At 67.8% G+C, this 16,062-nt stretch carries 14 protein-coding genes; 8 read left to right on the forward strand and 6 right to left on the reverse strand.

The genetic code is table 11. The annotated features are described in order from the left end of the window. Positions 1-156: 156 nt before the first annotated feature. Positions 157-1,737 (reverse strand): GMC family oxidoreductase, encoded by a 1,581-nt coding sequence (locus KMW22_RS09880; RefSeq protein ID WP_221089878.1) that lies wholly within the window; start codon positions 1,735-1,737, stop codon positions 157-159. Positions 1,738-1,795: 58 nt separating this feature from the next. Here KMW22_RS09880 and argJ point away from each other — a divergent pair, with 58 nt between their 5' ends. The 4 genes from argJ to KMW22_RS09900 all read left to right on the forward strand — a co-directional run bounded on the left by argJ (position 1,796) and on the right by KMW22_RS09900 (position 6,297). Further along, positions 1,796-2,950 carry a bifunctional glutamate N-acetyltransferase/amino-acid acetyltransferase ArgJ gene (gene argJ / locus KMW22_RS09885; protein WP_221089879.1) on the forward strand — a complete coding sequence of 385 codons (1,155 nt, stop codon included), beginning with the start codon at positions 1,796-1,798 and terminating at the stop codon, positions 2,948-2,950. Between the two features lie 444 nt (positions 2,951-3,394). Further along, a complete protein-coding gene (locus tag KMW22_RS09890; protein WP_221089880.1) occupies positions 3,395-5,026 on the forward strand; it encodes a hypothetical protein in 1,632 nt (543 codons plus the stop codon). After that, complete coding sequence (locus tag KMW22_RS09895) at positions 5,023-5,406, forward strand: hypothetical protein (RefSeq protein WP_221089881.1); 384 nt, start codon at positions 5,023-5,025, stop codon at positions 5,404-5,406. Before KMW22_RS09890 ends, KMW22_RS09895 begins: the two co-directional genes overlap by 4 nt. A gap of 138 nt (positions 5,407-5,544) precedes the next feature. Next, positions 5,545-6,297 carry a tryptophan-rich sensory protein gene (locus KMW22_RS09900; RefSeq protein WP_221089882.1) on the forward strand — a complete coding sequence of 251 codons (753 nt, stop codon included), beginning with the start codon at positions 5,545-5,547 and terminating at the stop codon, positions 6,295-6,297. Between the two features lie 279 nt (positions 6,298-6,576). Here KMW22_RS09900 and KMW22_RS09905 read toward each other — a convergent pair whose 3' ends face one another. The 5 genes from KMW22_RS09905 to KMW22_RS09925 form a co-directional block, all read right to left on the reverse strand. Then, positions 6,577-7,200 carry a hypothetical protein gene (locus KMW22_RS09905; RefSeq protein WP_221089883.1) on the reverse strand — a complete coding sequence of 208 codons (624 nt, stop codon included), beginning with the start codon at positions 7,198-7,200 and terminating at the stop codon, positions 6,577-6,579. A 2-nt stretch (positions 7,201-7,202) separates the two neighbouring features. Next, a complete protein-coding gene (locus tag KMW22_RS09910) occupies positions 7,203-7,754 on the reverse strand; it encodes a GNAT family N-acetyltransferase (protein ID WP_221089884.1) in 552 nt (183 codons plus the stop codon). Between the two features lie 92 nt (positions 7,755-7,846). Beyond that, positions 7,847-8,272, reverse strand: coding sequence for a diacylglycerol kinase (locus tag KMW22_RS09915; protein WP_221089885.1), 426 nt, complete (start codon positions 8,270-8,272; stop codon positions 7,847-7,849). Next, positions 8,265-8,732, reverse strand: coding sequence for an rRNA maturation RNase YbeY (gene ybeY / locus KMW22_RS09920; RefSeq protein ID WP_221089886.1), 468 nt, complete (start codon positions 8,730-8,732; stop codon positions 8,265-8,267). Before ybeY ends, KMW22_RS09915 begins: the two co-directional genes overlap by 8 nt. Before the next feature lie 181 nt (positions 8,733-8,913). Beyond that, entirely contained in the window at positions 8,914-9,948 is a 1,035-nt protein-coding gene (locus KMW22_RS09925) for a PhoH family protein (RefSeq protein WP_221089887.1), read from the reverse strand. 240 nt (positions 9,949-10,188) lie between these two features. On the opposite strand from KMW22_RS09925, the gene aroE reads away from it, so the two are divergent. From aroE to KMW22_RS09945, 4 genes are read left to right on the forward strand one after another with little or no spacing between them, the layout of a single operon-like run. After that, complete coding sequence (gene aroE / locus KMW22_RS09930; RefSeq protein ID WP_328774656.1) at positions 10,189-11,076, forward strand: shikimate dehydrogenase; 888 nt, start codon at positions 10,189-10,191, stop codon at positions 11,074-11,076. Continuing rightward, on the forward strand, positions 11,073-14,369 hold the full coding sequence (locus KMW22_RS09935; RefSeq protein WP_235692817.1) for a PAS domain S-box protein: 3,297 nt from the start codon (positions 11,073-11,075) through the stop codon (positions 14,367-14,369). The genes aroE and KMW22_RS09935 overlap by 4 nt, the downstream gene beginning before the upstream one ends. Continuing rightward, complete coding sequence (locus tag KMW22_RS09940; RefSeq protein ID WP_221089888.1) at positions 14,366-15,625, forward strand: hybrid sensor histidine kinase/response regulator; 1,260 nt, start codon at positions 14,366-14,368, stop codon at positions 15,623-15,625. Before KMW22_RS09935 ends, KMW22_RS09940 begins: the two co-directional genes overlap by 4 nt. A gap of 3 nt (positions 15,626-15,628) precedes the next feature. Beyond that, positions 15,629-16,054: an OsmC family protein gene (locus KMW22_RS09945; RefSeq protein ID WP_221089889.1), complete on the forward strand. Its 426-nt coding sequence runs from the start codon at positions 15,629-15,631 to the stop codon at positions 16,052-16,054. Positions 16,055-16,062: the final 8 nt, after the last annotated feature.

A 16,062-nucleotide genomic window follows, 5' to 3' on the forward strand; every position in this document is an offset into this window, starting at 1 on the left:
TGTGCCACCCTACCCGGCGCAAGGTGGCTGCTCATGAACTGGACATGAGGAATGTGCGACACTTGAAAGTTTCGGGTGAGGGCGCTGAAGCTTGCAGAGAGGCCTGGATAAGGGCCTGGACGAGGCTAAGACAGCTCTTCTAAACGCTTGTCCTGGCTACAACCCAGCGGTTACAAAGCCGGCCGCCCGCGCCCCAATCATCATGGCTGTGGCGTTGGTGTTGGCGTGGATGATCCGGGGCATCACGCTGGCGTCGCCCACCCACAGGCCCTGGGTGCCGCGCACCGCCAGAAGGCGGTCCACCACGGCCCCGTCGCCGTCGCCCAGGGCGGCCGTCCCCACCGGGTGGTACAGCGTGGCGCATTCCTGGGCCACAAAGGCACGCAGCGCCGCTTCGCTGCGCACCCCCTCGCCGGGCAGCACCTCGGCGCCGCGCAGGCCGCTGAGGGGCGGGGCCGCCGCGATCTCGCGCGCCTGCCGCACCGCTGCCACCAGACTCTGCCGGTCACGCTCGTCGGTCAGGTAGGCCGGGTCCAGCACGGGCGGCGCCATTGGATCGCGCGAGGCCAGCGTCAGGCGGCCCCGGCTGTGCACATCCACCAGCACCGGCCCCACCGAGAAATGCGCGCCGGGTGCGGTCTGAAACCCGTGGTCGCGGAAGTAGGCGGGCCCGAAATGAAACTGAATGTCTGGGTCCTCGTCGGCGCGCAGGCCCGGGCGGGCGTGGGAAAAGGCGGCGGCCTCGGCCACGTTGCTGCTCAGGGGGCCGCTGCGGTTCCAGGCGTAGCGGGCCAGCGCGGCAGCGGGCGGCCCACTGTCCAGCGAGGGCACCAGGGACCGGGTAATCACCGGCACCGCGAGGTGGTCTTGCAGCCCCGCGCCCACGCCGTCCAGGGCCACCTTCACCGGAATGTTCAGGCGGCTCAGCTCTGCCCGGGGCCCCACCCCCGAGAGCATCAGCAGCTGCGGCGTCTGAATCGCCCCGGCGGTCAGCAGCACGCCGCCCGCCGGGGCGTCCAGAGTGCGGCCCTGCCAGCGTAGGCGCACGCCTGCCGCCCGGGTGCCGTTCCACAGCAGTTCCAGCACGTGGGCGCCTGTCAGGACCGTCAGGTTGGGGTGGTGCAGTACTGGCTGCAAAAAGGCGCGAAAGGCGCTGTAGCGTTCGCCGCCCCGGTGGTTGCTTTCCAGCAGGCCCGCGCCCGCCAGCTCGCCGTCGTTGAAGGTATCGGCCGCCCGCAGGCCCAGCCCCAGCGCCGCCGAGGCCACAAAGGCGTGGCTCAGGGGGTGCGACTGCGCCCGCGCGCCCACCGGCATGGGCCCGCCCTGGCCCCGGGTGGGGGAGGCGGGGCCCCGGTAATCTTCCAGCGCGCGAAAGGTGGGCAGCACCTCGGCCCAGGTCCAGCCCTCACCCCAGGAGTCGAAGTCGCGCTTTGAGCCGCGAATCCAGATGGTGGCGTTGATGGCGCTGCTGCCGCCCAGCACCTTGCCGCGCGGCCAGTAAAACGCGCGTCCGGCGGCGTGCGGCTGGGGCACGGTGGAAAAATTCCAGTCCACTCGAGTGCGAAAGAGCTTGGAAAAGGCCCCCGGCGCGCGGATCAGGGGGTGGGTGTCGGGTCCGCCTGCTTCCAGCAGGAGCACCCGCAGCCCGGCGTCCAGCAGCGCGCGCGCCGCCACGCACCCGCCGGACCCGGCGCCCACCACCACCACATCTGCCTGCCCCCGACTGCCTGTTGTCATGTGCGGCGAGTATAGACGGGGGGCGCGCCGCCCGGCCCTGGCCGCTACACTTCCCCGCATGAGCCTGACCCTTCCCACCGGCTTTACGGCCGCCGCCCTGGCCGCCGGAATCAAACCCAGCGGCAAGACTGACCTGAGCGGTGTGGTCTCCAGCCACGATTGCACCTGGGCCTTTTCGGGCACCCGATCCACCACCGCCGCCGCCTGTGTGGGCCGCAACCGCGAGTTGTACGCAGCGTGCGGGCCCGTGCGTGCCCTGCTGGTGAATGCGGGCAACGCTAATGCGGCCACGGGCGCGCGGGGCGAACGCGACAACGCCGACATGGCCGACGCCTTTGGCAGCGTGCTGAACGTGCCCGAACAGGCCGTGCTGACCGCCAGCACCGGCATTATTGGGCACCTGCTGCCCATGGACCGCGTCCTGAGCGGCATTGAGCACCTTTCAGACGACCTGCAGCCGGGCGCCGACCTGTTCGCCAGCGCCATCATGACCACCGACACGCGCCCCAAGACCGCACAGGCCACCCTGAGCACCGGCGCGCGCATCGTGGGCACCGCCAAGGGCAGCGGCATGATTCACCCGGACATGGCGACCATGTTCGCCTTTGCCTTTACCGACGCCGCTGTGGAAAGTGGGGCGCTGCGCGCGGCGTTCCCGGCCATTGTGAACCGCACCTTCAACGCGGTCACCGTGGACGGCGACACCAGCACGAACGACATGGCCGCCGTGCTGGCCAACGGGCAGGCCGGCGAGGTGCCCCTGGCCGAATTCCTGGCCGCCCTGGAAGGCGTGATGCGCGACCTTGCCCGGCAGATTGCCGCCGACGGCGAGGGGGCCACCAAACTGCTGACCGTGCAGGTGCAGGGGGCCCGCACCGAGGCCGAGGCCCTGGCCGCCGCGCGCACCTGCTGCGTGTCCCCGCTGCTGAAAAGCGCGGTGCACGGCAACGACCCTAACTGGGGCCGCGTGATCATGGCCGTGGGCCGCAGCGGCGCGGCGGTGGACATTGCCCACCTGAAGGTGGGCGTGCAGGGCCAGCCGGTGTTCGCGGGCCAGCCCCTGGCCTACGACGCGGCGGCGGTGAGTGAGAGCATGAAGGCGAAAGAGGTTGTGTTCACCGTGGACCTGGGCGTGGGCGAGGCCACGGGCGAGGCGTGGGGCTGCGACCTGAGCGCCGAATACGTGAGCATCAACGCGGAATACACGACCTGAGCGCAGGGGATAGGTGGAGAGCTTGAGACGCGCGTAATCTGGAACCCTGACGCCAGAAAGGTAGGAAAAAGCGTTCGACATCCGGTGTTGTCAGAGCCTGAAAACGCCTGCCGGGTGGCACAGGAGAAGTGGGCTCGGTCAGCTCAGAATCGCTCGAATTCCCTCACCTCGTCTGCCACATTTGGCGTGAGGAGGTGACGTGTGACGACGACCCCACTGCGCGCCCGAACGCCCGCCCAGAGCCCATCCACTGCGGCGGCTAGGCCCGCCAGTCCTGCTCCTGTGTCCCTGGCCAAGCCGCAGAAACCGGCTCAGCAACTCACCAATACCCTGACCACTGCGACCCGGGCCGCCACGTAGCAGACCCGGGTTGCCCTGAAGAAAATCAGCCGTCCCAACGAGGTCCTTGCCAATGAACTCCTGCATCAGAATTACGCTGTTGCTGTGGCGGGCAGCGCCGCTGTCAAGGCTGGGCAGGTGTTCGGGCCTTCCGGCACCAAACAGATTCAGGCCATCAATCAGGCGTTGGCAACGGCTTTCCTTCAGCCGGCAGGCCGAACAGCCAACATCGAGGACCTCCGCGATCTGGCCCGTTACCGGACTCAGCTTCTGGCTGACCTGACCGATGCTGGGTCCAATCCGGCCCGCAGAGCTGAGGTGAAGGCCAAGTTGGCGGCGGCCTATGCGCTGGCCCAGAAGGCGGCCGTCAGTACGGGCCGTGAGAAGGCTGGGGCGCTCTATGCCTTGCCCCAGGCCGTGGTGCCTTACAAAGTGTGGTCCGCCACGTACAACGAAACGGCCTTGAATCTGGCCGTGACAGGTTCGACCCGTCAGGTGAAAACCATTGGTGACACGCTGAGCCATGACATGCTCAGCTCCGGTGTGGGTGAACTACCAGCGCTGGGCGCCGGTATTGTTGGCGCGGTTCTAGGTGTCCGGGCCATGGGTGGTCGCAGCGCGCCACCCCAGGGTGGGACTCAGCCACTGCCCCAGCGAGGCACACCAGCGCGCCCAGCCAGTGAAACGGGAACGCGCAGTCAATATGAGCAGGCGCAGCAGCAGGCCAGGGCCAGCGCATGCAAGTACGACGCCAAAAAGGTCACTTCCAACCAACTCTTTCTGGACGTGAATCCTAGTGTCCGAACGGGTGAGACCCCGCAGCAAGCCGCCGCGCGGGTGCAAGCCGCTAATGCTGAACTACGCGCGCGGTTTCCCAAGATTGGTCAAGTGGACGGCCTGCTCAAAGATGTGCGCCCACATGTGGTGAGCAATGATTTTCTAGCCCGAGCACAACTCGATACAGGCGGGCAGATCAGCTTGCAAACAGGGAGTGCCGCCAAATTGGCGATTCCAGCACCCAAAGGCGTTGTCGTCGAGCCTATTCCAGGTTCAGCGGGAAAACCGATAGGCCGCTTTGAGTTTTATAACACCCCAGGTGGGCCCCGCAGCGGTTTTCTCTCTGGCGCAAACGCCATCTTGCCATCAAGCGGTGGATACAACATCAAGTTCCTGACCGAGATTGGAAAGACCCCGCAAAATAGACCCAAATATGGAGAGGCGGCCCAGTGGAAGGCAGGGACCGAGCTGCCTGAGGGTTACCGCTATCAACTGGCGCAGCGCACAATGATTGAACGGGGTTTTGCGGGTGGACATTCAGCTGAGGCTTGGAAGAAGGCGCTCGACATATACGGTGATCAAGCGATCGTCAATAAGGCGGCAACCAAAACTATTTCATACAAAACTTCGTCTGCTGGGAAACTTGATACAGCCAGCCAGTATACATACAGTTTCAAAGGTCGTGCGGTGAAACAGCCCAAAACAGTTGGCGGAACCGCCAAGACGCTTGAATCTCTGGAGCCGGTTATAGCCAACCAGGTGGGGAGGTTTTTGTCTAGTAAGCCATTGACGACGGATAATCAGGTGATCACAGTGGAAGTCCCTGTCTTGAATAGATCCAATAAGACGATTATGATGCCCATTGATGTTCGTATTGTTAAAAATCAAGTGACTGGTCGATTGGAAATCACAAGCTGGTACCTCAATGATAAAGCATTTACCATTGGAGGCTTGAAATGAATTATAGAGTGGTAAATTTTAGGAGTGATGGCTCGTATTTCATATCTGACGACCCTGAGAATATTCTTTACACCTTCATTTCGGGAACCGTAGGTGACATCATACAAAAAAGAGTCAATAATTCTTCTGGATTTATGAAGCGATTTGATCCTATGGGCGAGGGCTATTACATTTATGCTCTTGGCGGTGCATCTCGAACCATCTATGCCCCTCAACCTAATGACCCTGAGCCGCAAGCTGAGGACGAGTGGACGGTTGATACAGAGGGCCCGTATAGGTCAATCTCCATATCGGGCGACGAGTTGCGGCACCTCTTCCGGCAGGTCATTACCGGCTTATTGCCTCGCCACCCAGAACTTGCCGCCGTTTATGACACCTGAGGGAAAGCCCGATTGTCGCGTGCACAGCCTCCACGTAGTCGGCTTGGCAATGTATGGAGCAAGCCTCAAGAACCCCTAAAGGTGCGAACGTTGCCGATCTGACACCGGTCCTGCCTCAGCGCTGCTTACCTTGACCCCATGACTGGAACCGCGCGGCAGATCACCCTGGTCCTGGCCACCCTGCTGACCCTGGTGATGAACTATCTCAGCAACGCCCTGCCCCTGTTCGGCAACACCAACAAGGCGGTGAGTGACTCGCTGCCCAACGCCTTTACGCCTGCTGGGCTGACGTTCGCGGTGTGGGGGCCGATCTTCCTGGGCATGCTGGTGTTCGCCGTGTACCAGGCGCTACCTGCCCAGCGCACGGCGCGCTATGACCGGCTGTTCTGGCCGTTTCTGCTGGCCAACCTCCTGAACGTTTCCTGGCTGCTGGCCTTCCAGAGCCTGAACATCGCCCTGAGTGTGCCCATCATGCTGGCGCTGCTGGTCAGCCTGATCTGGCTGTACCTGACGGTGCGCGGCCTGAAGCCCCTGGGCGCCGAGGCGCTGGCGTTGCAGGTGCCGGCCAGCCTGTACCTCGCCTGGATCAGCGTGGCAACCATTGCGAACGTCACCGCCTTTCTGGTCAGCATTGGGGTCACGGGGGGCGCCCTTGGCCTTAGCGCGCAGCTCTGGTCGGCCCTGCTGGTGGTGATAGCCGCTGTGATCGGGGTGTTCTTCCTGGTGCGCTTCCACGACTACGCCTTTGCCACTGTGCTGCTGTGGGCCTTTTACGGGGTGTATGTGGCCCGCACGGATACGGCCATCGTGGCTCTGGGCGTGCTGGTCGCGGCGGCGCTGGTGGTGCTGGCCGGGCTGGCCAGCCTGAGGGGGCGGAAAGCCGCGCTGTAAATCCGGTCTTCTCTCTAGCCCCCTCTGTCATGGAGGGGGTTTTTGCGTGTGGTTGCTGCAGAGAGGTGCTGGGTCCAAGAACGCTTGCCTCTGCCGCCCTGGACGGGGTTGTGGCCCTCCTCGGCTTCCTTCTTTGCTCATACGGGCTGCTATTTCTGGATCATCAAGGGAAGAGCTGGAGGGTTCCCCTCTTTGACGCTGTTCCAGCCCACTTCCCCGACATCTGCCGCTTCTCTGCTCCGCCGTTCTGCAAGTCCCTCTGGCCGTTGGCAGGATGTATCAGTCCCAGTCCCAGGTGCGCCAGTCGCTGGGCTGGGCTTCGCTCTGCCGGCGGGCCTTGGGGGCGGCGCCGTCCGGGTGCGGGTACCAGGGGTAGGCGGCGGCCAGCGCCTCATCCAGGCGACGGCGCAGCAACTCGGCCAGGGCCACACGCTCGCGCTCGCTGAGGGGCGCCAGGGGCGCAGCCAGATGCTCCAGCACGGCGTCCAGCTGCGCCAGATACGGCGCGCGGGCCTGCCGCACCGCGCCCCTGCGCAGCGGCTGGGGCTGCACCACCGGCACAAAGGACGCCGCCGCCGCTTCCAGGGCCTCGGCGCGGGCTTGCGCGCGGGCGGCGCGGGTGCGTTCGGCGCGTTCGCGGGCGTCGGCGGCGCGGGCCTGGGCGGCCAGAAAGGTGTCCTGACGCTCCACCTCCAGCACCCGGGCTTCCTGGTACAGCTTGACGGGCGGCAGGCGGCGGCGCCCCATCTTCAGGCCATTGGGGCGCGTCTGATCGTGCTCGCCCAAAAAGCGGCGAATCAGCGCTGGGGTCCAGCCCCGGTCCTTCAGGTCCTGGGTGGCCAGAAAGCCCGGGGGATTGACGGGGGGCCCCTCCTTGGCGCGGGGTTTTTTCGGGCTGGCCACCGTTACCCCCCTTCACCCGGCCACTCGCGGCGCAGCAGGTCCAGCCGCACGCTGTCGTGGCGCTCATTGCCCACCAGCCGCGCTTCGCGCACCCGCCCGGCCTCCTGAAAGCCCAGCCGCTGCGCCGCGCGGATCATGCGCGTGTTGCCGCTCCAGGTGGTGAAGGTCAGCACGTGCGCCTCGGTTTCGTCCAGGGTGGCTTGCACCCACTGCCGCAGCGCCGCCGTGCCCAGCCCCTGGCCCCAGTGGGCCGGGTCGTAGATCAGCACGCCCAGGTCCCACCAGCCGCCGCTCGCCGGGTCTTCCTCGGCGCGGTTGACCATGCCAATGCACTGGCCGCCCAGGTCAATCACGCGCTCGTGCAGGCTGGGGGGCGTCTCGGCCAAACGCTCGGCGTACCGCTCCAGGGCCTCTGTGGTCTGGGCCGCGTGAAAGTACGGCGCGTCCCACTGGCGCCATTCGGCCGCCGGGTCGGTCAGCCAGCGGCGCAACACGCTCAGGTCACGCGGGCGGCGGCCCCGCAGGGTCAAGGCAGGAACACTCACGCCGCGCATGCTGCCATATGACCCCGGGGCCGGACTGTACGCGCGCCCTGTGGGGCCGGCTCTGTGCTCCGGGTGGCTGGCTCTGCCGCCCCCCACCGCTGTCACGGCAGCAGGCGCAGCAGCGGCGGCCCAAAGGTCACAGCCCCCACCACCAGCGCGCTCAGGCTGGCCAGCAGCACCGCCGCTGCCGCCGTGTCCTTGGCAATTTTGGCCAGCGGATGCACCTCCGGGCTGGCCAGGTCCACCAGGGCTTCTAAAGCAGTGTTCAGCAGTTCCAGCCCCAGCACCAGCCCGCAGGCCAGCGCCACCGGGGCCAGCGGCACCCGCAGCGCCAGCCCCAGGCCCAGCGCGAGCACGGCCGCCCAGCATTCAATGCGGAAGTTGGCCTGATGCCGGTAGGCGTGCGTAGCCCCTGCCCAGGCGTACCCGGCCGAACGCAGAAAGCGCCGCCCACTCAGGGCCGAGCCGCCCGCCGGGCGCTCTGGGGGGGGCCCAGGCGAGGGCGGCTGTGGCCGGGACTCAGACACCCGCAGGCAGGGCCGAGCGCGCCGCGTCCCAGGCGCCGTGAAACACCGCCCAGTCCTCGCCTGTGGCGCCTTCTTCAAAGCCCAGGCCCTCGGCGTGGGGGTGGTCGTGTCCCACCAGATGGGTCAGGCCGTGACTGGCCAGCAGCGCCACTTCTCTCGTCAGACTGTGCCCGCGTGCCTCCGCCTGCCGGGCGGCGGTGTCCAGGCTGATCACAATGTCGCCCAGGTGCGGCGGCATGAAGGGATCGCCGGGTTCCCAGGTGGGAAAACTCAGCACGTCGGTGGCGGCGTCCTCGCCCCAGTGCTCGCGTTTCAGGGCGCGGATGGTGCGGTCCCCCACCAGCACGACCGTGACCTCGCGCTCCTGCACCCCAAAATGGCCCATCACAGCGTCCAGGCTGGCCCGCAGGGCCGTTCGCAGGCCCGCCGGCGGGGTCTTGCGCACGATCAGGTCAATCACATCGGCCAGTGTACGGCAAGGGAGAAAGCTGGGGCGGCTAGAAAGGGGCCTGGGTCGCGGCCGCCGGCTGCGACGCTGCCAGCACCCCCAGGCACCGGGTACGTCCAGGCCCCCAACAAAGGCAGGGCCCCGGCGCAACGCAGCAACCGGGGCCCTTCCATCAACGATCAACCATCACCCTTTAACGCACCGGATCGCCTTCCGCCTCCGGAATGCTGGCAAATTCGCCCCGGCGCGCGGCGCGTTTGTCTTCCTCGGCGTCTTCGGCAGCTTCGTAGGCCTTGATGATCCGGCCCACCAGGGGGTGGCGCACCACGTCCACCTCGGTAAATTCGTGCCACGCGATGCCCTCGATGCGGCTGAGCACCCGCTTGGCCACCGCCAGACCACTGGTGATGTGGCGGGGCAGGTCAATCTGGGTCACGTCGCCTGTGACCACGACCTTGCTGGAAAAGCCCATACGGGTGAGGAACATCTTCATCTGCTCGCCCGTGGTGTTCTGGGCCTCGTCGAGAATGATGAAGGCATCATTCAACGTCCGGCCACGCATAAACGCCAGCGGCGCAATTTCAATGACCCCGCTCGTCAGGTAAGACTCGAACTTTTCCTGGTCCAGCATGTCCTGCAGGGCGTCGTACAGCGGGCGCAGGTAGGGGTCAATCTTGGCCTGCAGGTCGCCCGGCAAGAAGCCCAGTTTCTCGCCGGCTTCCACCGCCGGGCGCGTGAGGATAATGCGCTTGACCTTCTTGGCCTTCAGGGCCTGCACCGCCATAGCCACCGCCATGTAGGTTTTGCCGGTCCCGGCCGGGCCCACCCCGAAGGTGATGTCGCTCTTGTCAATGCTTTCCAGGTACAGCTTCTGCCCGGGTGTTTTGGGCTTCAGGCCGCGCGGCAGGCTCAGGCCGCTCACCTGGGTTTCCTGGGCGAGGCTGCGGCCCTCGCCGCTCAGGCGGGCGGCGCGCAGCAGGCTGTCGGGGGTCAGTTCGCCGCCCGAGCGCACCACGTCGAGCGCGTCGCGCACGAGGCGTTCGCCCTGCTGCACATCGGCGTCGTCGCCCGTAATGGTCACAGTTTCGCCGCGCGCCACCAGTTTGGCCTTGGTGAGTTCGCGCATGCGGCGCAGGTTGGCGTCGTTGGGGCCCAGCAGCGCGTAGGCCTCGCGGGGGCTTTCCAGGGTAATGGTGGCGGTGGCGCCGCCTTGGGGCTGCTGCGTCAAATGATCTCCAGTCGTGCCAAAGCACAGCCCTTCCCCGCCGTGCTCGTGGGGAAGGGAAGAGGGGCGTGGGGCATCAAGGGTCGGCTCTCATTCTGAGAAAGCCCCCGGGGGGCTGACGTGTGCGGGTGCACAATTGGCCGCCAAATGCGCCAGATGAAGTATTCCTCTGCGCCAAGCGGCGCAGGGGGGCACAGGACCGCTGCCGCCCCGGGCCCGGCCCCAGGTGGGTAGACTGGGCGCGTGAACGTGCCGGACGCCGCTGCCCCTTTGCACGCCTACCTGTTTGCCGACCCGGCCGCCCACTCGCTCTCGCCCCGGATGCACGCCGCCGCCTTCCGCGCGGCGGGGCTGGGCGGCATCTACGAGGCCCGGCAGGTCCCGGCGGCCGACCTGCGCGCAGCCCTGGCCTCGCTGCGGGCCCCGGGCGTGCTGGGGGCCAACCTCAGCCTGCCGCACAAGGAAGCAGCGCTGCCCCTGCTGGACGACCTGAGCGCGGCGGCGCGGGCCATTGGCGCGGTGAACACGGTGGTGCACCGCGACGGGCAGTTGTGGGGCGACAACACCGACGCCCCGGGGCTGCGCCACGCTCTGGATGACCTGGGTTACCCCTGGGAACAGGGAGCCAATGTGGTGGTAGTGGGCGCCGGTGGGGCGGCGCGAGCCGCCGTCTATACCGCCCTGATTTTGGGTGAGCAGAACGTCTACGTGGTGAACCGAACCCTAGAGCGTGCGCAGGCCATCGAGCAGAACTGGGCCAATCCCGACGCTGACTTTCAGGTGGTCGCCGCCCCCGCCGCCGACGTGCCCTGGGCCGATATTTCGCTGGTGATCAATGCCAGCAGCGCGGGCCTGGACGCCCCGGACCAGACGCCGCTGGACGCTGCCTTTCTGGCCCGGCTGCCCGCCCACGCCCTGGTGTACGACATGGTGTACAAGCCCCGCGACACCCGCCTGATGCGCGACGCCCGCGCCCAGGGCCTGAAGGCCGAAAACGGCCTGGGTATGCTGGCCCATCAGGCACGGCTGGCTTTTGCGCAGTGGACCGGGGTGGCAGTGCCGCCCGAGGTGTTTCTGGGCGCCCTGAACAGCGCGGATGAGGGCCCGGGCGGCGCCGGGGCCCGGCCATGACCGCCCTGCGCCGCGCCTCGGCCCCCGTGATGGTCATGGCCCTGGTGCTGATCCTGACCACGGTGATGGCGCTGGTGGTGAATGCCTTTACCCGCGAGCAGCAGCGCAGCCGCTTTGAGCGCGAGACCGAGATCTACACCCAGGCCCTGGAAGACCGCGTGCAGGTTTACGAGCGCCTGCTGGAAGCCACCCGCGCCAGCTGGCAGGCCTGGGGCCGGCTGCTGGACGAACCGGTGTTTGCCCGCTATGTGCAGGGCGTGGACCTGCCCGGGCGCTATCCCGGGGTGCAGGCGGTGGGCTACGCCGCCTGGGTGCCCAGCGCGCAGACAGCGGCCATAGAACGCCAGCTGCGCGCGGCCGGCACCCCGGTTCAGGTGCGCCCCGCGCGCACCACCCAGCCCAACCGCGCCGTGATTGCCCTGATCGGCCCGCCTGTGGCCCAGAACCTCGACGCCCTGGGCTTCGATATGTACAGCGAGGCCGGCCGGCAGCAGGGCTTTGACGGCGCGCGCCGGGCGGGCCGCGCCCAGGCCACGGGCGTGCTGCACCTGATTCAGCGCGACGCGCGGGGCCAGCGCCTGCGCGGCTTTCTGATCATGCTGCCGGTCTGGAACGACCCCGCGCGTCGCACCGGGCTGCAGGGGTTCGTCTATGTGGCGGTGCGCGCCGACCACTTCCTGCGCGACCTCGCGCCGCTGCAGGGCGGGCGGCTGCTGGTGGACGTGCGCCTGGCGGGCCAGTCCCTCAGCGCGGCGCCCCCGGACCTGGGTGGGCAGTCCTTCCGCGCCCAGGTGGCGCAGCGGCTGGTGGGCCAGGCCTGGGAAGTGCGTTTTGGGGCGGGGCCCGGGTTTGCGCGCGATCTGGCCGCCCTCATTCCGGCGCTGGTGGCGCTAACCGGCTTTCTGATTGCGGGCTTCTCGTTCCTGCTGGTCAAGGCGCAGGTGGACGCCCGCGCGCGTGCCGAGGGCCTGAATGTCTCGCTGGCCCAGGCCCGTGCCCGCCAGGAGCAGGCCCGCGCCGAATTTGAGGCCATCTTTCATGCCATGCAGGACGCGGCGGCCTTTACCGACACCGAGGGCCGCATCCGCATGGTGAACCCGGCCCTGAGCGCGCAGTTTGGCCTGGGGGCCGAGGCCCTGGCGGGCCAGCGGCTTTCGGCGCTGCACCTGGACCGGCGCCTGGACAGCCGCGCCACCTTTCAGGCCCTGACCACCCCCTACGTGCGAGATGACGGCACGCAGTTTTACGGCGAGGCCCAGCGCTCCGAGGTGCGCGACCCCGGCGGCGAGCGCCTGGGCCTGCTGGAAGTGGTCCGCGACGTGACCGAGCGCGTGGCCGCCGAGCGCGCCCTGCAGGCCGAGGAGCGGCGCTCGCGCAGCGTGCTGGACGCCATTCCCCACATCGTGCAGGTGAGCGAAACCAGCGGCGAGGTGACCTTTGTCAACCAGCAGCATCTGGGCGGCCTGGGGCCCGGCGACCTGAGCGAGCACCTGCACCCTGAAGACCGCGCGCCCTACGCCGCCATGTGGCGCGAGGCTGTGGACAGCGAGCAGGGCGCCCAGACCGAAGCCCGGCTGCGTCTGCGCGGCGCCGAGCGCTGGTTCGTGCTGAAAGTCGCCCCCATCTCGGACGGCAGCGGGCGCGTGACCGGCTGGGTGACCACCGCCACCGACATCCATGACCGCCTGCAGGCCGAGCGCCTCGCGCAGCGTAACGAGGAGCGTTACCGGGGCGTGATTGAAGGCATGCCGCAGATCGTGTGGCTGGCCGATCCCGAGGGCCAGGCGCTGTATTTCAACCGCCAGTGGAACGCCTACGTGGGCGACGAACACGCTGGGGCCGGTTTCCTGCCGCTGCTGCACCCCGACGACCGCGAGGACTACGGGCGGCGCTGGGCCACCGCGCTGCGCGCCGCGCGGCCCTTTGAAGCCGAGCACCGCCTGCGCGGCGCGGGGGGCACCTACCGCACCTTTGTGACGCGCGGCCTGCCGGTGCGGGGCGCCGAGGGCCGCGTGATTGAGTGGGTGGGCACCAGCACCGATGTGGACGACTCGGTGTATGCCGAGAATGCCGCCCGATTGCTGGCCGACGTGACCGAGCAGCTCACCGCCCGCAGCGAGGAAGGCGCCCAGATGCCCGCTGACCGCTACCGCGCCGCCCTGCTGCGCCTGAGCCGCTTTGTGGACAGCGGCGCCCTGTGGACCGTGGCGCCCATCCGCCTGCTGGCGGCGTCCTCGCCGGGGGGCCTGTGGCTGACCCCGGCCTTCGAGACCTTCACGGCCCAGGCCATTGAGCGCGTGCTGACCACCGAAGACCCCCTCTTCACCGACCGCGACCCGGCGCTGGCGCGGGTGGGGGCCACGGGGGCGCTGTTTTACCCCCTGATGGGGCGCGGCGGGCAGCTCGAAGGCGTGCTGGGGCTGCTCTACCGCCAGCCCATTACCAACCGCGACTCGGATCTGGCCCAGGAACTCGCCCAGCGCTTTGGCTCGGCCCTCAGCAATGATCGCCTGCAGGAACGGGTGCTGCTGGCCCAGGCAGACCTGCAGCAGCTCAACCAGTCCCTGGAAGAGCGCGTGGCGCAGCGCACCCTGGAACTGGAAGCGGCCAACCGCGAACTGGAGGCCTTCAGTTACTCGGTCAGCCACGACCTGCGCACGCCGCTGCGGCACATTGTGGGCTTTGCCGACCTGCTCGCCAGGGAAGTGGGCGAGGGCCTGAGTCCCAAGGGCGGGCGCTACCTGGGCGTGATCCGCGACTCGGCCGGGCGCATGAGCCAGCTCATTGACGACCTGCTGAGTTTCTCGCGCATGGGCCGCCAGGAGTTGCGCCGCGTGCCGGTGCCGCTGCGCGACCTTGTGCTGGGCAGCTGGAGGGGGTTGGAACCCGACCGCCAGGGCCGCGAGGTGGTCTTTGATCTGCCCGACGTGATGCCGGTGGTTCACGGAGACGAGGCCCTGCTGGGGCTGGTCTTTACCAACCTGCTGTCCAACGCCCTGAAATACACCCGGGGCCGCGAAAGGGCGCACATCTGGGTGTCGGCCGAGACCCGGGAAGGCCAGGTGACAGTGACCATCCGTGACAATGGCGTGGGTTTCGATCCGCGTTACGCAGATAAACTGTTCGGCGTGTTCCAACGCTTGCACCGCGCCGAAGAATTCGAAGGCATCGGCATTGGCCTGGCCAATGTGCGCCGTATCGTCACGCGCCACGGCGGCGCCGTCCACGCCGACGCACAGCCCGGCGAGGGCGCGGCCTTTACCGTGACCCTGCCCCTGGAAGGCGGCGCATGACCGCCGATGTCCTGAGCGGCACCGAACTGCCCGGGGCCGGCGGCGTCCTGTGCATCCTGCACCTGGAAGACAACGAGCTGGACCATGAACTGGTCACCATGCATGTGGAAGGCGAGCTGCCCTGGCCAGTCAAGATCACCCGGGTGGAGGACGAGAGCGGCTTTCTGGAGGCCCTGGAGGGCCAGCCGCCCCACCTGATTCTCAGTGACTTCGCCCTGCCCAGCTACGACGGCCTGAGCGCCTACCGCGCCGCGCACGCCCGCTGGCCCAACGTGCCCTTTATCATCGTGACCGGCGCCATGGGCGAGGAAACCGCCGTGGACACGCTGCGCGAGGGGGTCACCGATTACATCCTCAAGCAGCGCCTGGAGCGCCTGCCCAGCAGCATCCGCCGCGCGATGGCCGAGGTGGAGTCGCGCCTGCAGCGCGAGCGCGCCGAACGCGAAATCCGCGCGCTGAACGAGAACCTCAAGGCCCGCCTGGATGAGGTCGAGCGGCTGCGCAACACCGCCGAGCGCCAGAGCCAGCGCCTGGAAATCCAGGCCCGGCAGCTGGAAGAGGCGCTGAACCTGCAAAAGACCTTCCTGGCCGAAACCAGCCACGAACTGCGCACGCCCCTGACGGCCCTGCACGGCTACCTGCGCCGCGCCGAGCGCGAGGCCGGCGGCTCGCAGGTGCTGCAAGACGCCCAGCGCGTGGCCGAGAACATGACGCGGCTGGTCAATGACCTGCTGCAACTGTCGCGCGGGGAACTGGTGCAGAGCATCGAGATGCACTTCATGAACCTGGGCCAGCTGCTGCGGCAGGTGGGCCGCGACTACGGGGTGGCCGCCCCCGAAAGCACCTTCGAGATCGTGGGGGATCCGGGCCGCCTGACCCAGGTGTTCGTCAATCTGGTCACCAACGCCATCCGCGTGACTGGCAACGCCGAGCTGGTCCGCCTGGAAATTGAGCCGCGCCCCGGTGAAGTCGAGGTGCGGGTGGTGGACCAGGGCCCCGGCGTCCCCGACCATGTGAAGCCCAAGATCTTCGACAAGTTCTACCGGGGCAAGGAAGCAGGCTCGGCCGGACTGGGCCTGACCATCGCGCAGCAGGTGGTGACCGCGCACGGCGGCACCATTGACGTGGTGGACACCCCGGGTGGCGGCGCCACCTTCCGGGTGCGCCTGCCCCTGCCCGAAGAGGACGACGACGCAGGCCTGAACGCTGAACTGGACACCCTGGAAGATGCGGCGGGCGAAGGCGCGCTAGCGTAGGGCATGAAAAAGACCCTGAACGTGACCTGGCTGGGCGAGCAGCGCTACCTGGGTGTGGCCGAGAGCGGCCACCAGCTCCTGATTGACAACAGCGCCGTGAAGGTGGGGGTTTCGCCCATGGAGGCGCTGCTGGGCGCCCTGGCCACCTGCACCGCCTACGACGTGGTCGAGATCATGAACAAGCGCCGCACGCCCCTGACCCACTACCGCATTGAGGTTGAAGGCGAGCGCGCTGACACCACGCCGAAGCGCTACACCCACATCACCGTGCGCCACATCGCCAGCGGCCCCGGCATCACCGAAGAGGCCCTGCACCGCGCCGCGCACCTCAGCCACGAAAAATACTGCTCGGTGGCGGCTTCCCTGAACAGCGAGATCGTGGTGGAAACGCGGGTGGAAGCGGCTGACCCGGCTGCGGACCCGGCCTGAGCGATAGG

Origin of the sequence: Deinococcus aquaedulcis (assembly GCF_019693445.1) — a bacterium.
Lineage (GTDB): Bacteria > Deinococcota > Deinococci > Deinococcales > Deinococcaceae > Deinococcus > Deinococcus aquaedulcis.

Excerpts from the sequence above, each read along its gene's own strand:
- KMW22_RS09895 (WP_221089881.1), top strand. The coding sequence starts at position 5,023 with ATGAATTATAGAGTGGTAAATTTTAGGAGTGATGGCTCGTATTTCATA.
- argJ (WP_221089879.1), top strand. The coding sequence starts at position 1,796 with ATGAGCCTGACCCTTCCCACCGGCTTTACGGCCGCCGCCCTGGCCGCC.
- KMW22_RS09945 (WP_221089889.1), top strand. The coding sequence starts at position 15,629 with ATGAAAAAGACCCTGAACGTGACCTGGCTGGGCGAGCAGCGCTACCTG.
- KMW22_RS09880 (WP_221089878.1), bottom strand. The coding sequence starts at position 1,737 with ATGACAACAGGCAGTCGGGGGCAGGCAGATGTGGTGGTGGTGGGCGCC.
- KMW22_RS09900 (WP_221089882.1), top strand. The coding sequence starts at position 5,545 with ATGACTGGAACCGCGCGGCAGATCACCCTGGTCCTGGCCACCCTGCTG.
- KMW22_RS09910 (WP_221089884.1), bottom strand. The coding sequence starts at position 7,754 with ATGCGCGGCGTGAGTGTTCCTGCCTTGACCCTGCGGGGCCGCCGCCCG.
- KMW22_RS09935 (WP_235692817.1), top strand. The coding sequence starts at position 11,073 with ATGACCGCCCTGCGCCGCGCCTCGGCCCCCGTGATGGTCATGGCCCTG.
- KMW22_RS09940 (WP_221089888.1), top strand. The coding sequence starts at position 14,366 with ATGACCGCCGATGTCCTGAGCGGCACCGAACTGCCCGGGGCCGGCGGC.